Origin of the sequence: Pseudomonas sp. B5(2017) (genome assembly GCF_002112825.1) — a bacterium.
Taxonomy (GTDB): Bacteria; Pseudomonadota; Gammaproteobacteria; order Pseudomonadales; family Pseudomonadaceae; genus Aquipseudomonas; species Aquipseudomonas putida_Z.
On the sequence record NZ_NEIR01000003.1, the window covers coordinates 215,637 to 232,816 of the forward strand.

The window sequence follows — 17,180 nt, forward strand, 5'->3', positions numbered from 1 at the left end:
GCGCTCCACGAAGCGGTTTTTATTATGATCCACGACGGACTCCTTACGGGTTGGGTTCAGGCGTGTGCGGCAGCGACGAGGTTATCGATACCCCCCCAGGCCCTACGAACAACCATTTGCCCTTACTGCTTCTGGCTACGCTGGACAGGCTTTGATCGCCGCCAGCACGACGCAACGCAAAATGCTTTCCGCGATCGATCGAAGCGGTGACCACGCCCCCCTCGCCCACCAGCACGACATTGCCTTCGCGGTCGAGCACACCGCCATACAGCGCTGCTGTAGTCCCGGAATCGACCTCTTGCCAGCTGTCACCAAAATTGTCGGTGCGGTACACCTTGCCCCGCATGCCATATACCAGCCAGCTTTGGGGCGACAAGGCGATCAAGCCGAAAAACGACCCTCGGTAGAAGTCCGGTAGCCGTACCCAGTTCGCGCCGCCGTCGGCGGAACGCGCCACCAATCCGCTCTCGCCGACCAGCATCAAGTGGCTTTGCCCGGCTCCTGCGACGCCGTAGAAATGCCGATCACCGAGGCCGATGTCACGCTGTGTCCAGCTCTCGCCTAGGTCTGCCGAAGCCCAAAACGCGCCGAAGCTGCCCACTGCATAAAACGGCCCTTGAGTACTGCCCCAAACATCGAGCAGGACGTCGGCCTGATCACCAGCAAAGTGGGTTTCCCGCCAGCTTTTGCCATGGTCGTTACTGCGCAGAATCCAGCTGTCATGGCCGATGGCCAAACCCAGGTCATCAGTGGGAAAAAACACCCGTGTCAGGGTTGAGCCGCGCTGCGGTTGAACAGTGGCCTTTGCCCACGAGCTACCTTGATCGTTGCTCACAAACAGATGACCCAGCTCTCCGGTGACCACCAGATCCTGTCCGGCTTGTGCCACGCTGTTAATCAGCATCTGCTGAGGTTGCACGGCGGTTGCCGGAAACTCAGCGCGGGGTCGTGGCAGGAAAGAAAATACAGTGCCAAAGGCGACCAGGAGGGCCATTGCCAGCCCTCCCCAAACTCTATGTCGGCCACCATCACCACCAGGTACTTTTGTGGCAGATGGTGAAGGATCAGTGCGCGTCGCAGGTTCTTTATCGATTATTGTTGACTGCTGATTCATGACTCCTCCGGATTCGGCTAGGCCAGGCTGTCACGGGGGCAGGCCAGCCGGCACTATGGAATTTGCCGCGAGCCGCGCGCTGCAACATCGTCCATCCGGATTAGTCAGGTAATGATCAACGTGTCACGGGAGAGTATTCGTATTTTCCATGCGCACTCAGATCACCAAAAAGGTCATTTCCTATTACCCGTTCGCTGAAGCGCCAAACACCATTTACCTTTTCCAAACGGTCTTGATAGTCACCACCGATGATAGGCTGCAGCGCCAGCGCACCGGCCTGCTGAAAGACCATCACGTAGGAGTGGGCAGTCGCCCGATTAGAGCCCGCCGGCCAGATTCTGAGGTTACTGATGACGTGCCGGGTTCTGGGCTTGCCCTCATAGAGCTGCAGGAAATCGCGAAACAGCCTGGTTAACAGCTGCGGATCGCGAGTCACGGGTGTGCTGCGCCCCGGTATATGAACCTCAGCATGAGCGAATAGCTGGCCTAGGCCGTCAAGGTCTCCTTGGTCAAGGCGCGCTGCATATTCGTGCAGAAGATTCTGGATCTCAAAGTAATCAGTTGCGTTCACAATTTTCCAACCCGAAAAATGAAGGCCCAAAGCGCTGCCGTGCGATTAGCCGGGCAGTACCCGGTAATGATCGGATGGCCCCCAGTAAGCCTGACGTGAAACAATTAGACCGGCGTCATCCATTCGCCAGATCTCTACCTTGCTGCAGATATCCAAGCCGCCAGCCACGAATGAGCGCGCCTCCAACTCCATCATGAAGGCTGCGCCATGGAGCAAGCGAAGGGGACCTTTCAACACAATCTTTGTTTCGCTGGCCAGATTAGATCGATAAAAGGCCGCAATGTCAGTCTCCCCCTGGTGAATCGGAGCGCCGGCGGAGTCCTCTATCCACGCACTGCTGGAGAACAGCGCAACTACCGCATCGATGTCGGCACGCTCGTACGCTTCGATGTAACGCAGCACTAGGCTGTAAGCATGCTCCAGCAGCATCTGGGGCCTCATTCGAAGTAGTAACGACTGATCGTATCGACTATGCATGCAGGGCGGTCGGCGCCTTCGATTTCGACGGAGACGCGGACTGTCGCTTGAACGCCACCCGCCACGGCTTCGGCCTTGACCACCTCGCCCCGCCCACGGATCCGTGCCCCGACCGGTACTGGAGCGGGGAAGCGTACCCGGTCGGTGCCGTAGTTGATGCCCATGCGCATGCGCACTTCAATCAACTGCGAAAGGAAGAAGCTACCGGCCAGGGCCAGCGTCAAATAGCCGTGGGCGATGGTTCCACCGAAAGGACCAGATGCGGCCTTGGTGACATCTACATGAATCCACTGGTTGTCATTGGTGGCTTCTGCAAAGCCATCGACCCGCGCCTGGTCGATACTCAACCAGTCCGTAACCCCTAAAGACTGGCCGACGGCCTGCAGCACCTCATCAGCGCTGTGAAAAACAGTTGTCATTGACGTTTCCTTAGGCACGTTGGCTGCTGGCGGAGATAACCTCTCCCACCAGATAGGAGGCGTAATCACTCGCCAGAAAGACTGCGATATTGGCCATTTCCCAGACTTCGGCAGGCCGTCCAAAGGCTTCATTGGCCGCCAGTGCTGAAAGCAGCTCTTCATCAGCGGTCTTCTTCAGAAACGCGTGCATGGCGATGCTGGGCGAAATGGCATTGATGCGAATGCCAAACTCCGCAGCTTCCAACGCGCTGCAGCGGGTCAAGGCCATAACCCCGGCCTTCGCGGCGGCGTAATGAGCCTGTTCTTTCTGCGCCCGCCAGCCCAATACCGAGGCGTTATTGATGATCGCCCCGCGACCGCGGGGCTGCATCACCTTGAGCATCGCGCGGGTCATGCGAAAAGTGCCATTGAGGGACACGTCGATGACCCGCAGCCAGTCCTCATCGGTCATCTCGACCACGCGTTTCTGGCCGCCGAGGCCTGCGTTATTGAACAGGATGTCGGTGCCGTCCAGGCAACGTTCGGCTTCGCTCACCAGTGCCTGCACCTGGTCTTCCTGGGTCACATCGCACACATGCCCATAAATGGCCTGCAGCCCGGTTTCATTCTGCAGACGCGCAACGGCCTCTTCCAACCGGCGCGGATGCACATCCGAGAGCATCAGTGCGCGCACGCCTTCCTCGGCGAAACGCTTGGCCGTGGAATATCCGATACCACCACCGGCAGCAGCGGTAACCAATGCTGTACGCCCTTTGAGCAGATCGTGGCCGGTCACGTATTCAGGAATAGTAATCATGGTTTGGTTCTCACAGGGCGGGACGCGGCTGCTTGGGCATGCCCAACGCGCGCTCGGCGATGATATTCAGCTGGATTTCGTTGGTGCCAGCGACGATGGTGTCCGAGCGGCTGAACAGGAAAACCTGCTGCAAGCGGGTACGGGTGAAATCATCGATGAAGATGTCGCCTTCCATGCCAAGGGCGTCCATGGCCAACTTGCCCAGGTCACGGTGCCAGTTAGACCAGTAGTACTTGATGATGTAGCCCTCGCGCGACAGGCTGCCGTCCTCACCACCGCTCAGGGTGCGCAAGGTGTTGTAGTGCATCACCTTCAGGCCCATCCATGCCTGGCCAATGCGCCTGCGCACGGCCGGGTTGTCCTGGCTGCCGGTATCTCGCGCCGCCTTGCAGACCAGTTCCAACTGATGAGCGAAGTGCATCTGCATGCCGATCCACGACAGACCCCGTTCGAAGCCGAGCAAGGCCATGGCGATCTTCCAGCCGTCCCCAGGCTCACCTACCACGTTGTTGCCCGGGCAGCGGGCACCGTCAAAGAACACTTCGTTGAATTCACAGGTGCCAGTAATCTGCTTGATGCCGCGAACCTCTACACCCGGCTGGTCCAGCTTGACCAACAGGAAGATCAGCCCGCGATGGCCGCGCGACTCTGCCTCACAACGAGCAACCACAAACACCCACTGCGACTCATGGGCCAGCGATGTCCACACTTTCTGCCCGTGCAGCACCCACTCGCCGGTGGCTTCATCGAACCTGGCGCGGGTTTGAACATTACCCAGGTCCGAACCCGCCGCCGGTTCTGAATAACCCTGACACCAGTATTCGGTACCCGCCACGATACCGGGCAGGAAGCGTTCCTTCTGCTCTTGCGTTCCGTAGGCGATCAGGGTTGGGCCGAGCAGTGTTTCTCCAAGATGGCCGATATTGCCTGGCCCGCCGGCCTTGGCATACTCCTCGTGGAAGATGATCTGCTGGGCCACCGTCAAGCCTCTGCCGCCATACGCCTGAGGCCAGCCGACACAGGTCCAGCCGGCTTTGGCCAGTTCTTGCTCCCAGGCTTTACGTAGTTCCGGGTAGGCTTCTTCATCGCCCGCCCCGCCCCGATGCTTCAGGCAGGCGTAGCGGCCGGTCAGGTGCTGTTGCATCCACAGCGCAACTTCACGGCGAAATGCCTGGTCCTCGGTCGACTCAGCCAAGGCGTTGTCATCCTCGCTACCGCCGCCAATCAGCCAGGCCGCCACGGTTTCACGTGCTTCATCCGCCGAGCCGAACCAATGCGCACTGGCCTGGGCCCGTTTGAAGTACAACTGCGGGTCATATTCCCAGGTAAAACCTACGCCGCCATGCAGCTGAATGGCTTCCTGCGCGCAGAAGAAAAAGGTATCGCTGGCAAACGCCTTGACGCAGGCTGCTTCGCGCACCAAGGCGGCGGTCGAAGGCTGCATTGCGGCCACCCTGGCGGCACCCGCAACCGCGGAACGGGTAGCTTCGATCTGTACCATCATTTCCGCGCAACGGTGTTTCACGGCCTGGAAGCTGTTGATCGGTTGGCCAAACTGAACCCGCTCGGCAGCGTACGCCAGTGTCAAGTCCAGGCACTGCTGCGCCCCGCCCAGCTGTTCGGCAGCCAGCGCCAAGGTCGCCAATGCTTGCGTACGGGCCAGGCCATCCTCCAGCAGCGCGCCGCTCGCCATCAACTGGCTGGCGGCGACGGTGACGCCGTCCAAGCGCACTTCAGCTATCTGGCGGGTCAGATCCATGCTCTGGTGAGCTCGGGCGGTGAGGCCCGGAGTGTCATCTGTCACGGCGAACAGGGCTATCTCGCCATTCTCCAGACGGGCCGGCAGCAGCAGCAATTGAGCCGTCGCCCCATCCGCTACATGGCGGTAGACGCCGTCGAGGCGATAGCCATGCGGGCAGACCACAGCGGTGGCTTGGAGCGCTTGCGGCCGCCACTGCAGGCCACTGCTGGCGAGCGCCAGCGTTGCACGTAATTGGCCGGCAGCAATCTGTTCCAGGTAACTGTCCTTGCGGCCATCCGGTACAGCTTCAATCAGCGCAGTCGCGGCCATTGCCACGGTGGCGAAAAATGGCGACGGCAACAAGTGTCGGCCCATTTGTTCGAGGATCAACGTCAGTTCGATCCACGACAGACCAAGGCCCCCGAACGCCTCGGGCACATGAGTGGCGCACCAGCCCATTTCTTCACCGACCCTGCGCCACAAGGCGGTGTCGCCGCCCGGGGTCATACCCATCGCCTCGCGCACCACGGCCGATGGGCAGGTTTCGCTGAGGAAACTAGCGGCCGCCTCGGCAATCATCCGCTGATCCTGATTCAGGATGAAATCCATGCGCTTGCTCATGAGCCGTACACCTTCTGCGGGGCCACCCCTTCGGCGATCAGCTGGTCGACTGCCGCCCCGATCTCGTTTACCGACCACCGTGCCTGTTTGTCACGCTCAGGCCCTGTACGCCAGCCATCGGCCACCGAGAGTTTGCCGCCGGAGGCCTCGAACACGCGACCGCTGACATGCCCTGACCCTTCACTACCCAACCACACCACCAGCGGCGCCACATTGGCAGGGTCCCAGAAGTCAAAGCTCTGGTCATCGGGCTTCTTCACCACGTCAGGCATCGCCGATTCGGTCATGCTGGTGCGCGCCGCAGGGGCAAGGGCATTCACGGTGACCCCGTAGCGGCCCAGCTCGGTCGCCTGCACCAGCGTCAGCGCGCAGATGCCCGCCTTGGCGGTAGCATAATTGGACTGGCCAACCGAACCCTGCAGGCCGGCACCGGAACTGGTGTTGATAATGCGCGCAGCAACCGTTTCGCCGGCTTTGGCCTTGTCGCGCCAATGTCTGGCGAGGGTATTGGCGAGGCAGAAGTGACCTTTGAGGTGGACCCTCATCACTTCATCCCAGTCCTCTTCGGTGAGGCTGACGAACATGCGGTCGCGGAGATTACCCGCGTTATTGACCAGTACATGCACTTCGCCAAAATTCGACAACGCCTGGTCGACGATGGCCCGTGCACTTTCTACGCGGGTAATGTCGTCGGCGTTGGCCACGGCGTTGCCGCCAGCAGCCTTGATCTCCTCCACCACTGCTTGAGCCGCTTCAACTCGAATATCGTTGACCAGGACATTGGCCCCTTGCTCGGCGAAAGCCAGCGCATAAGCACGCCCCAACCCGCCACCGGCACCGGTGATGATCACTGTACGATTTGCGCAAATTGTCATGATTGTGCCCTTCAACCCAGTCGTTCGATGATGGTGACGTTGGCTTGCCCGCCGCCTTCGCACATGGTCTGCAGCCCATAGCGGCCACCGGTACGCTCCAGTTCGTGCAGCAACGTAGTCATAAGGCGTGCGCCGCTGGCTCCCAGCGGATGACCCAGGGCAATCGCACCACCGTTGACGTTGGTGCGCTCTGCCGGGTAGCCGGTTTCGATCAACCAGGCCTGCACCACCGAGGCAAACGCCTCATTGATTTCAACAAGATCGATGTCGGCCAGGCGCAGCCCGGACTTTTTCAAGGCAGCCTTGGTTGCAGCAATAGGTGCAGTCAGGTGCCAGATAGGATCGTCGGCCCGCACACTGAGGTGCTCAACGCGCGCTCTTGGGGTAAGCCCGTAACGCTTGAGCGCTGCTTCGGAAACTACCAGCAGCGCTGAAGCAGCGTCAGCCGTCTGGCTCGAGACAGCGGCGGTGATAGCCGGATAGGTGGGGTCCACCGGCTCCAGCGATGCCATTTTCTCAAGGTTGGGCGTGCGTGGTGTTTCGTCCACGCTCAAGCCATTCAACGCCACGATTTCGCGCTCGAAGCGGCCCTCGCTAATTGCCCTGAGCGCGCGCTCGTGGCTTTCCACCGAGAAGCGCTCCATGTCCTGACGCGTGAGCTTCCACTTGTCGGCAATGATTTGCGCGGCGTAGAACTGGTTGACCGGCTGGTCGCTGTACCGGGCACGCCAGCCGGCGCTACCCGAAAACGGGTCGGTAAAGCCCAACGGCTGTGCGGCCGTCATGGCGTATGCAATCGGCACTAGGCTCATGTTCTGCACGCCACCCACAGCCACGACATCCTGGGTGCCACTCATCACTGCCTGGGCGGCGAAATGCAGGGCCTGTTGCGAAGATCCGCAGGCGCGGTCAATCACGGTGCCAGGTACATGATCCGGCAAGCCAGCCGCCAGCCAAGACGTTCTGGCGATGACCCCAGCGTTAGGGCCGACAGCGTCGACGCAGCCGAAGATCACATCATCGTAGTCTTCGGCAGGGATCGCATTGCGCGAGACCAAAGCATTCAATACATGAGCACCGAGGTCCGCAGGGTGCACCGTGGAAAGCGCTCCGCGGCGTTTGCCGGTCGGCGTGCGCAAGGCATCTACGATATAGGCTTGAGCCATATTAGACCTCATTGATTGATAGTGAAGGTATTGCCCGGGCCAAGCTGGCCTGGGTTCTCAAGGACGTAACGGGCGACACGAGCCTTGTGGAAACCTCGATCACCCCAAGTGCCGACAAGGGCCCAGGCGCGCTTCATGAAGATCTGCAGGTCGACTTCCCAGGTGTACCCCATTGCCCCATGTACCTGGATGCCATGCCTGGCCGCGAGCAATGCCGCTTCACCGGCAGCCAGTTTGGCGTGAGAGACGTGTACTTGACGGTCTGGCAGATCATGGGCGACGGCATAGGCCGCCCGGTAAAACACTGGCTTGGCGAACTCGATCAGCACGGCAACGTCGGCAAGGTGATGCTTGACCGCCTGGAAACTGCCTATCGGCTTGCCGAACTGCTTGCGCTCAGCGGTGTAGTCGATCGACAGGTCAAGCATCCGCCGCGCTAGCCCAAGGAGTTGACCGCTGGTGGCCAGAGCGCCGCGCTCAAGCGTATCGGCCCAGATTTTGCCGCCCAGGCTGGCATCCGCCAGCAGGCTGTCGGGACCAGGCGTCCAGCTTACTTGCGAAAGACGCCGTGACAGATCCACGCTGTGGTTGCGCTCAAGCTGGACTTGATCCCGACTGACCGCATGCACCTCACCCTTGTGTGGCAGTAGCAACAGGTCGCTCAGGTGCGCATCGGCAACCAGCAAATCCTGGGGATGCCCCACCGCGATACGCGCGCTGCCGTCGGCGACTCTGGGCAGCCAGGTTTGCTTGCAAGTGCAGTCATCGGGTAGCGCACTGAGCATGGCCGCAGCCAGGTAGGCCGTACCGGCAAGCGAGTCAGGAATGGCAAAGTAGCCAAGTTCAGGTGTCATCAGCGCCCAGTCCAGGTCACCCAGGCCGAGGCCACCAAAAGCCTCGCCAACCGACAGCGCGGTCAAGCCCTGGTCGGCGATCTTGCGCCGCAGTTGCGGCGAGCGACCCGCCTCGGTTTCCCACAGCTCCCTGAGCATTTCGGGTGCAGCTTCCACCATGAAGAAGCGGCGCATGGTGTCGCGAAACAGTAATTGATCTTCGCTGAACTGAAAGTCCATGGCCCTCTCCTTAGCGGGGCATGCCGAGCATGCGCTCGGCAATGATGTTGCGCTGAATTTCATTGGTGCCGGCGTAGATCGGCCCCGCTTGGGCAAACAGGAAGCCATCCAGCCAATTGCCAACGCCTGCCGCTGCGGGCGAGTGCGGCAACAGTTCGGCCCGCGCGCCAAGGATCTGCATCGCCGTGGCATGCATGCGCTGATCGAGCTCCGACCAGAAGATCTTGTTGGTGCTGGATTCAGCGCCAATGTGGCCGCCGGCGATAAGGTTGCTGGCAGTACGGTAGGTAGCCAGGGTGTAGGCCTCGGCCTGCATCCATGCCGAGACCACTGCGTCACGAACCGAGGGGTCCTGGTCTGCCGATTCCTGATTGGCCAAGTACAGCTCGACCAGCGCCTTGGCAGTGGCCTGGAAGCGTGCCGGCGAGCGCAGCATCAGTCCGCGCTCGAAACCCGCCGTGGACATGGCCACCTGCCAGCCCGCACCCTCCTCACTCAAGCGGTTTTCAACTGGCACCCGTACGTCGTCGAAGAACACCTCGGCAAAGCCGGGTAGACCGTTGAGCTGGCGGATCGGGCGCACGGTGATGCCTGGAAGATCCAAAGGCACCAGCAGAAAACTCAAACCATGGTGGCGCTGCGAGGAAGGATCGGTACGGAACAGGCCAAACAGCCAGTCAGCCCAGACCGCCCTTGTCGACCAGGTTTTCTGGCCGTTGAGTACGTAGTGATCGCCATCGCGGGTAGCCTTGGCACGCACCGCAGCCATATCCGAGCCAGCATTGGGTTCTGACCAGCCCTGCGCCCAGATGCTCTCGCCACTGGCCATCATTGGCAGGAAACGCTGCTTTTGCGCCGGCGTGCCGAAGTCCATCAGGGTCGGGCCGAGCAGAAAGATGCCGTTCTGGTTGACCCGCATCGGTGCAGCAGCCCGCCAGTATTCCTCTTCAAAGATCAGCCATTCGATCAGGTCGCAGCCGCGCCCGCCCAGCTCCTTTGGCCAGGTGACCATGCTCCACTGTCCGGTGGCGAGGGTTCGCTCCCACTCGCGGTGTTGTTCGAAGCCTTCCGCGCAGTCAAAACTGTCCAGCGGTCGTTTCGGCACGTTGGCCGCCAACCAGCTGCGGATTTCCTGGCGGAACGCCTGTTGTGCAGCTGTATATTCAAGTTTCATCCTGGCTCTCCTGACTCAATCCGAACTGCCGGGGGTGAAGTCCACGTCCCGCTTTTCGACGAAGGCTTGACGCGACTCCGTCGAGTCCGCGTTCAGATATGCCTGGAGCGTGAAGCCCTGCTCCCAGCGGTATTTGTTTTCCAGGTCGCCATCCTCGACACCGTTCAGCGCTTCCTTGGCCAGACGGATCATGGCTGGGCTCTTGGTGGCGATGTGTCCGGCGATCTGCAGCGCGGCAGCACGCAGTTCAGCGCGGGGTACCACACGCTCAAGCGCGCCCAGCCGATAGGCCTCGCTGGCATCGATCTTTTCGCCGGTGAAGTACATATGGCGGACCTTCTGCACCGGGAACAGACGTTGCAGGTGAGCGCCGCCGCCCATGGCGCCGCGATCAACCTCTGGCACACCAAAGGTGGCGCAGTCCGACCCGACAACGATGTCGGCGGCGCCGGCTATACCAATGCCTCCGCCGAGCACAAAACCGTGCACTGCTGCAACCACCGGTACCGGGCAACGGTGCACTGCCTTGAAGGTGGCGTAGTTGCCCGCGTTGACAGCGACGATGCGCTCTGGATGACTGGCCAGTTCCTTGATGTCGACCCCCGCGCAGAACCCCCTGCCCTCGGCCCTGATCACCAGTACATGTACATCGTCACGGCCACCCAGCTCGTCGATGGCCCGCGCCAGAGCAAACCATCCGGTACTGTCCAGGGCGTTGACCGGGGGGTGATCGATGACCAGCTCGGCAATGCCCGCTTCTACGCTACTGTAAAAACTCTGAGTCATACCCTCACCTCAAGATTGGGCGCCATCCAGCCCTGCACCGCTGCAAGTCGCTGCGTTGCCTGAACGACAATGGAATCGATGACCTCGGCGCAGCTTTGCAGCTGCGTGATGCAGGCGGCCACTTGCCCGCTGGGCAGCAGCCCATGCTCGGGGCGACCTTCACGCAGTGATTGGCTGATCAAGTAAGCGCCACGCGCTGTGCCAAGGGTTTGCAGCACGCTGCGCCGGTCGCGGCGTAACAGACTAAGGGCGGTTTTCAGCGAGGCCAGCAGGCCGAGCCCGCTGGCTCGCTGGAACGCCCAGGCCCCGGCCAATGCTTGCCAGCTGCGGCGAGCCCGGCTGCTTTGCTCAAGGCGTTGCAGCACCGCGTTGTCGATCAACCGCTGCGGCAAACCGTCAACCGCCGATGACACACGGATCTCGCCAGCGTCCACAACGCGCAGGTAATGCGCCAGGGTCTGGAGAGGCACCGGCGACTCTTCGGTAAGCAGAAAACGAGTGCCCATCGCGATACCCTGTGCGCCTGCCGCCAACGCGGCAGCCAGCCCACGGCCTTCATGCAAACCGCCGGCAGCAATAACGGGCACCTGAACTGCATCAAGTACCTGCGGCAGCAGTAGACTGGTCGGCACCGCGCCAGTGTGCCCACCGCCCTCAGCGCCCTGCACGATTACCCCGTCGGCCCCCATCGCCACCGCCTTGAGCGCATGGCGTGTAGCTCCAACGGTGGGCAGGCAAACGACGCCGGCTTGTTTGAGCTGTTCGATACAGCGCGGATCTGCACCGCGGCCATAGCTGGCGGCCCGCACACGGTGCTTGATGATCAACGCCAACACCTGCTGGGCATTGGCCTGGAACATGTGAAAGTTGATCCCGAACGGGCGCGTGGACAGCCCATGCAGGCGCTCGATTTCGGCCTCCAGCTGGGCTGTAGATAGCGTCGCTGCTGCCAGGAAACCGAAACCGCCGGCATCGCCCACCGCAGCCACCAGGCGGGCATCGGCCACCCAGCCCATCGCCGTCTGAATGATCGGGTAATCGCAACCCAGCAGGCTGCAGACCGGCGTGTGCAGGCTTACGCTCATTATTTGGCCACTCGCGGGTCAACAACGCGTTGGGAGTCAGCCATCGCCTTGGCGTCGTAGCCACCCAGCTTGTCGCCGCTGATCAGCTCGTTGTGGGCATGGGCAAAGTGGTGCCAGGCGAACGCTGCATCCATACCGGTGCGCTTGCCTTGCAGGTCTTCGATGTGATTGATCGCCTGCTTGGTCAGGGCCAGGCCCATGCGTGGCATCTTGGCGATGCGCTGCGCCACGGAATAGGTTTTCGCCTCAAGCTCCTCCCGCGCGGCGATCTGGTTGACCATGCCCATCTGATAGGCCCGCTCGGCGCTCATCCGCTCGCCGAGGAAGAGAAACTCCTTGGCAATCCGTGGGTGCAGTTCGAAAGCATGGGCGAAATACTCGACGCCGGGTATACCCATGCGCACCACTGGGTCAGAGAAGTGCGCATCGTCACTGGCGATGATCAGGTCGCACACCCAGGCCAGCATCAACCCGCCGGCAACGCATGCGCCTTGGACCATCGCAATGGTCGGTTTGGGCAGCTCGCGCCAGCGCCGGCACATGCCCAGGTAGACTTCCTGCTCGCGCACATACAGGAATTCGCCGCCGGGCTTGTTGACATGGTCGTACCACAGCGAAGCACGATCGAAACTCTGGTTGATGTCGCGTCCCGGGGTGCCGATGTCATGGCCTGCAGAGAAGTGTTTGCCGCTGCCGCGCAGCACAATCACCTTGACCTCGTCATCGTCCACCGCGCGTCGAAACGCAGCGTCCAAGGCATAGGTCATTTGCGAATTTTGCGCGTTGTGATACTCCGGGCGGTTCATCGTGACCGTCGCGATGCCAGCTTCGACGTGGTACAGGACCACGTCGGCAGACGCTTCGGAGTGCTGGGTTGCTTGGACCATTGCTTTTCCTCCGTAAACGCAGCGATCAACCCTGGCGGTTGCCGGGTGGATTGTTTTTGATCACACCGGCACGCAGGCCATGCGGATCCATGCGAGCGATGATTGCCAGCTGTTCTGCCGTAGGCGCTGGTGTCTGCTCGACAACCTGGGCCTGCTGCAACGGGAAGCCTGTAGCCGCCTGCACCTGTTCGAAGCTCACGCCTGGGTGCAGCGAGATGACCCGAATGCTGCGATCAGGCCCGGCGAAATCCATCACGCACAGATCGGTGACGATCCGCCGCAAATCGACGAAATCGTTGTTAGCGCCTTCTGGCAGACGTTCAGGGTTGTAGCCCGCGCCGGAGACCATATCGACCTCACCACCGACGAATACCCGTGGCCCATGGTTCGGAACGAACAGCGAGTTGGCGTGGTTGATGCTGTTACCTGGAAGACCACGCACGCCAAGCACTGCCGTGCGCGGCTGCTGGTAGTCGCCGACCAGCGACAGGTTGGTCTGACCAAAACGGTCGATCTGGGTTGGGCCAATCATGGCGTGGCGACGGCCGCCCCAGACGCACTCGAAGACCCGGTCAAACGACATGTAGCCGCTGTAGCGAGGTGTGTAATCACCACGCGGGCCTAACGGGATCGGTTCTTCGACCAGAAAACACTCGCTGTCGGTCATCAGCAATTCAGGCGAGTGAGTCAGTTTGGCAAGGCTTGCACCCAACCGGGGCAGCACGCCGATGCCCGAGGCGAGGATTTCGCCGTTGCCGCGCCATGCTTCGCTGCAGGCGACGATCATCAATTCGGCCAGCGTGTACTCGCTGGCACGGGTAGCAACTTGAGTCATGAGCGTATTCCTTGGCTTTGATCGGGGACGCTAGAACACCGGCAGCGGCAGTTGCCCGATGCGCGCGGCACCGCCGACTCGCTCCAGGTACTGAGCCTCGTCGCATTGGATGAATTCAGCGGCGTACTCTTGCCAGCCATCGGCCTGGGTGGCACTGGCGCAATAGCGCTTCAAATGCTCCAGGTCCCAGCCGTAGTCGGGGCCACTGTAGGTCGGGTGCGCGCCATAAGGTGCGTGCACCACACCGGTCACCAAATAGCGTTCGAAAAAATTCAGTCGAGCCGTTTCGCCTGGCAGGCCGAAGCAGTCATGCAGCACCTCGGTGCTCACGTAACAGTGCTTGGCAGCACGGGCGAACAGATGGTCAAACAAAGGGTCGGCGCCCTTGATCAAGGTGTTGCCGAGCCGATCCGACTCGTTTACGTGGAGTAACGCTACGTCAAGGTGCAACGCCGGCATGGCGACGTATACCTCACCGTCGTCGTAAGGCGAACGGACTGTGCGCAGTTGCGGGTTGCGAGTCAGCACATCGGTGCCCAGGCCACAGCGGGTGGGTAGAAACGACATGCGCATGCCGGCAGCGCGCAAGCCCCATTCGAACATGCCTTCATCCAGCTCCATGACCTCCAGCGCGCCAGCCTCGCGGGCTTTGCGAAAATGGGGTTCGAGCGGGATTGCATCCAGTGTGACGAAGCCGAAGATCAACTTCCTGACCTTGCCCGCCGCACAGAGCATGCCGACTTCCGGGCCTCCGTAACTGACTATGGTCAAATCCTTGAGGTCTGAACGAAGCAGCTCGCGAACGATCGCCATGGGTTTGCGGCGCGGCCCCCAACCGCCAATGCCGATGGTCATGCCATCGCGCAGATTGGCAATGACATCCTTGGCGCTGAGTTGTTTGTTCATGCTCATCCTCATTTATCCAGGTGGGCGGTAGCCAGACCGAGACTCCAGTCATGACCCCAGTAGCTGATTGACGTCGCCTCGAACACCGAATGCTGGCTCCAGTCCACGACCAGGCCGCCATGGCCGTACTCCATGGCAAAGCCGCCCGGGGTCTCCATGTAGAACGACACCATCTCGTCATTGACATGCTGACCAAGGCTGGCCAACAGCTTGAAACCTTCGGCCTTGCAGCGGTCCAGGGCCCGGCCGACTTCGGTCATCGAATCGACTTCGGCCATGACATGGATGCAGCCTGACGGCGCCTGCGCTTCGAACAGTGCAAGGCTGTGCTGACGACCGTTGTTGCAGTGGGTGAAATGCAGCCGCTGGACCGGAGCGTCCGGGCCGGCCTGGTGGTTGTAGATATCCGAAAGGCCAAAGCCCATGACATCCCGGAAAAAGCCCCAGGTGGCGTCGAAGTTGGGCGCAGGCAACACCGTATGGCCCAGGCCCATCGAACCGGTGATAAACCGCGGCACGCCCACGGGGGAGTCAAATGGAGCGAAGTCCGACTTCAGGCCCCAGACAACTTCATGACGATTGCCGGACGGATCAAGGAACCAGGCCATGCCGCTGAAACGCCGCGAAACCAGCTCCGCTGGGGACGCCAACTGAGGGCTGACACCTGCCTGTTGCAGTTCACTGAAGGCCTGATCGAAAGCCTGTTGGTCAGCCACTTCCCAGCCGGACGCGAAGTAGCAGTCTTTCTCACCGGGAATAACGACATAGCGGTGCGGGCGCTCATCGAACTTGAGGTACAGACCGCCAGCCTCAGTCGGCGCGGTCATGCACCCGATTACCTTTTCTGCGTAGCGCTTCCAACGGGGGATGTCGGTTGATTCGGCAACTACGTAGGCCAGCCCTCTTATATCGATCATGAGTGCCTCTCAGTGTGTTCGATTCTCTGAGGGCCATTCTGTACAGCATGATCAGGTTGAACATCGTCCAATGAGACTATCGGTTCAAGGCTGTTTCATGGGCGCGGCGCGAGCCCTGGTAAGGGCTGCGCCCGACTCCTCGGTGTCACACTGTAGGTATTGCTACCGCTTTGAGTTCGCGCTTGAGCACTTTGCCGCCCGGGTTCACCGGCAAGCTCTGGACGAAGTCGATATAGCGAGGGACTTTGTAGTTGGCCATGGTTGCGCGACACCAACTGACCAGTTCCTCCGCTCCAAGCTGGGCCCCTGGCCGCAACACGATGAAGGCACGTCCCACCTCGCCCATGCGCTCGTCGGCAACCCCTACCACAGCGACCTGAGCCACCCCAGGATGCGCGGCTATCAGCCGTTCGATTTCCGCCGGGTAACAATTGAAGCCACCGGCGATATACATATCCTTGAGCCGGTCGGTGATACGCAGGTAACCGGCGGCATCTATAAGGCCAATGTCCCCTGTGCGTAGCCAGCCATGCTCATCGATGACCTCGGCAGTTGCCTGTGGATCGCCGAAGTACCCCTGCATGACGTTATAGCCTCGTATCAGCAACTCGCCCGCTACCCCCACAGCGGCTGGTTCGCCCGATTCATCAACGATTTTTAGCTCTACCCCTGGCATGGCCCTGCCACATGTGTTGGCCACCCGCTCAGGATCATCGTAGCGATCGGTCAGGGTGGCGAAGCCACAGGATTCGGTCAGCCCATAGCCGGTCAGCACCACCTTAAAGCCCAGTTCATCACGCATACGCTGAATCAGACTGGGCGGAATGGTGGTAGACCCTGTGATCGAGGCGCGCAGGCTGGACAGATCCGTTTTGCGCAAACCCGGGTCGGCCAACAGTCCATGGAACACGGTAGGAGGGCCCGGCAGAACGCTTATCCGCACGCGCTCAATAGTTTGCAGGATGACTGCACTGTCGAAAATTTGCAGCGGAATAATGGTCGCGCCGGACATCAGCGCAGCCAGCCAACCCGCCTTGTAGCCCATCGCATGGAAGAACGGATTGACGATTAGATAACGGTCGTCAGCACACAACTCCATTGCCTCCGCCCAGCCGCCAATCGCCCGCAGATTCTGAGCGTGCCCCGCCAGCACCCCCTTCGGGTTGCCGGTCGTACCGGAAGTAAACATCAGGTCACTGGGCATTTCGCCGTGGACCGCATCGGTACGGGCCTGCGCCTGCTCGCCTTGTGGGTCGGCTGCACGGCCTTGTGCGATGAAAGCATCCCAGCTCAGCTCATCGGCACGGGCATTCCCAATCACGACGATGTGAGCCAGGCTCTCGGGTCGGTTGCCACTGAGCAGGTCAGGATAATGAATGCCCAGAAACTGCCCCACACAGAACAGCACCCGCGCCCCACTGCTAGCCAGTACATAGCCGGCCTCGCTGCCTTTCATGCGCGTATTGACCGGCACCAACACCGCGCCCGCACAGTGAATGCCCAGCGCCGCGATGATCCACTCGCTGCCATTGGGCGCCCAGATCGCGACGCGATCCCCTGCCTGCACGCCGAGGCTGATCAAGCCAGCGGTTATCTGCAGTGCACTGTGTTGCAACTGCGAATAACTGACTGCCTGATCCTGTTCCAGGATGGCAGTGTGGTCGCCATACTGTGCAACCGAGCGTGCCAGCATGGCGGGAATGGTCAATTTTGTAGACTCCATGGTTCTCCATGCCT

Annotated in this window: 17 protein-coding genes and 1 pseudogene; all 18 read right to left on the reverse strand. The window is 61.0% G+C overall.

The features are described from left to right. Positions 1-43: 43 nt before the first annotated feature. On the reverse strand, positions 44-994 hold the full coding sequence (locus CAG00_RS06030) for a YCF48-related protein (RefSeq protein WP_158091144.1): 951 nt from the start codon (positions 992-994) through the stop codon (positions 44-46). A gap of 235 nt (positions 995-1,229) precedes the next feature. Further along, a complete protein-coding gene (locus CAG00_RS06035) occupies positions 1,230-1,685 on the reverse strand; it encodes a nuclear transport factor 2 family protein (protein WP_085663758.1) in 456 nt (151 codons plus the stop codon). Positions 1,686-1,730: 45 nt separating this feature from the next. Further along, positions 1,731-2,114, reverse strand: a complete 384-nt coding sequence (locus CAG00_RS06040; protein WP_085663759.1) for a hypothetical protein — start codon at positions 2,112-2,114, stop codon at positions 1,731-1,733. An 8-nt stretch (positions 2,115-2,122) separates the two neighbouring features. Further along, positions 2,123-2,581, reverse strand: a complete 459-nt coding sequence (locus CAG00_RS06045; protein WP_085663760.1) for a MaoC family dehydratase — start codon at positions 2,579-2,581, stop codon at positions 2,123-2,125. 10 nt (positions 2,582-2,591) lie between these two features. Beyond that, entirely contained in the window at positions 2,592-3,377 is a 786-nt protein-coding gene (locus CAG00_RS06050) for an SDR family oxidoreductase (RefSeq protein ID WP_085663761.1), read from the reverse strand. A gap of 10 nt (positions 3,378-3,387) precedes the next feature. Continuing rightward, complete coding sequence (locus tag CAG00_RS28940) at positions 3,388-4,572, reverse strand: acyl-CoA dehydrogenase family protein (RefSeq protein WP_256575243.1); 1,185 nt, start codon at positions 4,570-4,572, stop codon at positions 3,388-3,390. A gap of 42 nt (positions 4,573-4,614) precedes the next feature. Beyond that, positions 4,615-5,739: pseudogene (locus CAG00_RS28945) on the reverse strand (acyl-CoA dehydrogenase family protein); the annotation flags it as partial. After that, positions 5,736-6,614 (reverse strand): SDR family oxidoreductase, encoded by an 879-nt coding sequence (locus tag CAG00_RS06060; protein WP_085663762.1) that lies wholly within the window; start codon positions 6,612-6,614, stop codon positions 5,736-5,738. The pseudogene CAG00_RS28945 and the gene CAG00_RS06060, both read right to left, overlap by 4 nt. 11 nt (positions 6,615-6,625) lie before the next feature. Next, positions 6,626-7,780 (reverse strand): acetyl-CoA C-acetyltransferase, encoded by a 1,155-nt coding sequence (locus tag CAG00_RS06065; RefSeq protein ID WP_085663763.1) that lies wholly within the window; start codon positions 7,778-7,780, stop codon positions 6,626-6,628. Positions 7,781-7,788: 8 nt separating this feature from the next. Then, positions 7,789-8,853 (reverse strand): acyl-CoA dehydrogenase family protein, encoded by a 1,065-nt coding sequence (locus CAG00_RS06070; protein WP_085663764.1) that lies wholly within the window; start codon positions 8,851-8,853, stop codon positions 7,789-7,791. A gap of 10 nt (positions 8,854-8,863) precedes the next feature. Next, entirely contained in the window at positions 8,864-10,027 is a 1,164-nt protein-coding gene (locus tag CAG00_RS06075) for an acyl-CoA dehydrogenase (RefSeq protein WP_085663765.1), read from the reverse strand. 15 nt (positions 10,028-10,042) lie between these two features. Next, positions 10,043-10,813, reverse strand: coding sequence for an enoyl-CoA hydratase family protein (locus tag CAG00_RS06080; protein ID WP_085663766.1), 771 nt, complete (start codon positions 10,811-10,813; stop codon positions 10,043-10,045). Beyond that, positions 10,810-11,898 (reverse strand): nitronate monooxygenase family protein, encoded by a 1,089-nt coding sequence (locus tag CAG00_RS06085; protein ID WP_085663767.1) that lies wholly within the window; start codon positions 11,896-11,898, stop codon positions 10,810-10,812. Before CAG00_RS06085 ends, CAG00_RS06080 begins: the two co-directional genes overlap by 4 nt. Continuing rightward, complete coding sequence (locus CAG00_RS06090; protein WP_085663768.1) at positions 11,898-12,785, reverse strand: enoyl-CoA hydratase; 888 nt, start codon at positions 12,783-12,785, stop codon at positions 11,898-11,900. The genes CAG00_RS06085 and CAG00_RS06090 overlap by 1 nt, the downstream gene beginning before the upstream one ends. A 25-nt stretch (positions 12,786-12,810) precedes the next feature. Next, positions 12,811-13,620 carry a CoA-transferase subunit beta gene (locus tag CAG00_RS06095; protein WP_085663769.1) on the reverse strand — a complete coding sequence of 270 codons (810 nt, stop codon included), beginning with the start codon at positions 13,618-13,620 and terminating at the stop codon, positions 12,811-12,813. Between the two features lie 30 nt (positions 13,621-13,650). Beyond that, on the reverse strand, positions 13,651-14,526 hold the full coding sequence (locus CAG00_RS06100) for a CoA transferase subunit A (protein ID WP_085663917.1): 876 nt from the start codon (positions 14,524-14,526) through the stop codon (positions 13,651-13,653). Positions 14,527-14,534: 8 nt separating this feature from the next. Next, a complete protein-coding gene (locus CAG00_RS06105) occupies positions 14,535-15,443 on the reverse strand; it encodes a VOC family protein (protein ID WP_085663770.1) in 909 nt (302 codons plus the stop codon). 145 nt (positions 15,444-15,588) lie between these two features. Further along, positions 15,589-17,151 (reverse strand): FadD3 family acyl-CoA ligase, encoded by a 1,563-nt coding sequence (locus CAG00_RS06110; protein ID WP_256575228.1) that lies wholly within the window; start codon positions 17,149-17,151, stop codon positions 15,589-15,591. Positions 17,152-17,180 lie beyond the last annotated feature (29 nt).

Excerpts from the sequence above, each read along its gene's own strand:
- CAG00_RS06030 (WP_158091144.1), bottom strand. The coding sequence starts at position 994 with ATGGCCCTCCTGGTCGCCTTTGGCACTGTATTTTCTTTCCTGCCACGA.
- CAG00_RS06040 (WP_085663759.1), bottom strand. The coding sequence starts at position 2,114 with ATGCTGCTGGAGCATGCTTACAGCCTAGTGCTGCGTTACATCGAAGCG.
- CAG00_RS06045 (WP_085663760.1), bottom strand. The coding sequence starts at position 2,581 with ATGACAACTGTTTTTCACAGCGCTGATGAGGTGCTGCAGGCCGTCGGC.
- CAG00_RS06050 (WP_085663761.1), bottom strand. The coding sequence starts at position 3,377 with ATGATTACTATTCCTGAATACGTGACCGGCCACGATCTGCTCAAAGGG.
- CAG00_RS06060 (WP_085663762.1), bottom strand. The coding sequence starts at position 6,614 with ATGACAATTTGCGCAAATCGTACAGTGATCATCACCGGTGCCGGTGGC.
- CAG00_RS06065 (WP_085663763.1), bottom strand. The coding sequence starts at position 7,780 with ATGGCTCAAGCCTATATCGTAGATGCCTTGCGCACGCCGACCGGCAAA.
- CAG00_RS06070 (WP_085663764.1), bottom strand. The coding sequence starts at position 8,853 with ATGGACTTTCAGTTCAGCGAAGATCAATTACTGTTTCGCGACACCATG.
- CAG00_RS06075 (WP_085663765.1), bottom strand. The coding sequence starts at position 10,027 with ATGAAACTTGAATATACAGCTGCACAACAGGCGTTCCGCCAGGAAATC.
- CAG00_RS06080 (WP_085663766.1), bottom strand. The coding sequence starts at position 10,813 with ATGACTCAGAGTTTTTACAGTAGCGTAGAAGCGGGCATTGCCGAGCTG.
- CAG00_RS06085 (WP_085663767.1), bottom strand. The coding sequence starts at position 11,898 with ATGAGCGTAAGCCTGCACACGCCGGTCTGCAGCCTGCTGGGTTGCGAT.
- CAG00_RS06090 (WP_085663768.1), bottom strand. The coding sequence starts at position 12,785 with ATGGTCCAAGCAACCCAGCACTCCGAAGCGTCTGCCGACGTGGTCCTG.
- CAG00_RS06095 (WP_085663769.1), bottom strand. The coding sequence starts at position 13,620 with ATGACTCAAGTTGCTACCCGTGCCAGCGAGTACACGCTGGCCGAATTG.
- CAG00_RS06100 (WP_085663917.1), bottom strand. The coding sequence starts at position 14,526 with ATGAACAAACAACTCAGCGCCAAGGATGTCATTGCCAATCTGCGCGAT.
- CAG00_RS06105 (WP_085663770.1), bottom strand. The coding sequence starts at position 15,443 with ATGATCGATATAAGAGGGCTGGCCTACGTAGTTGCCGAATCAACCGAC.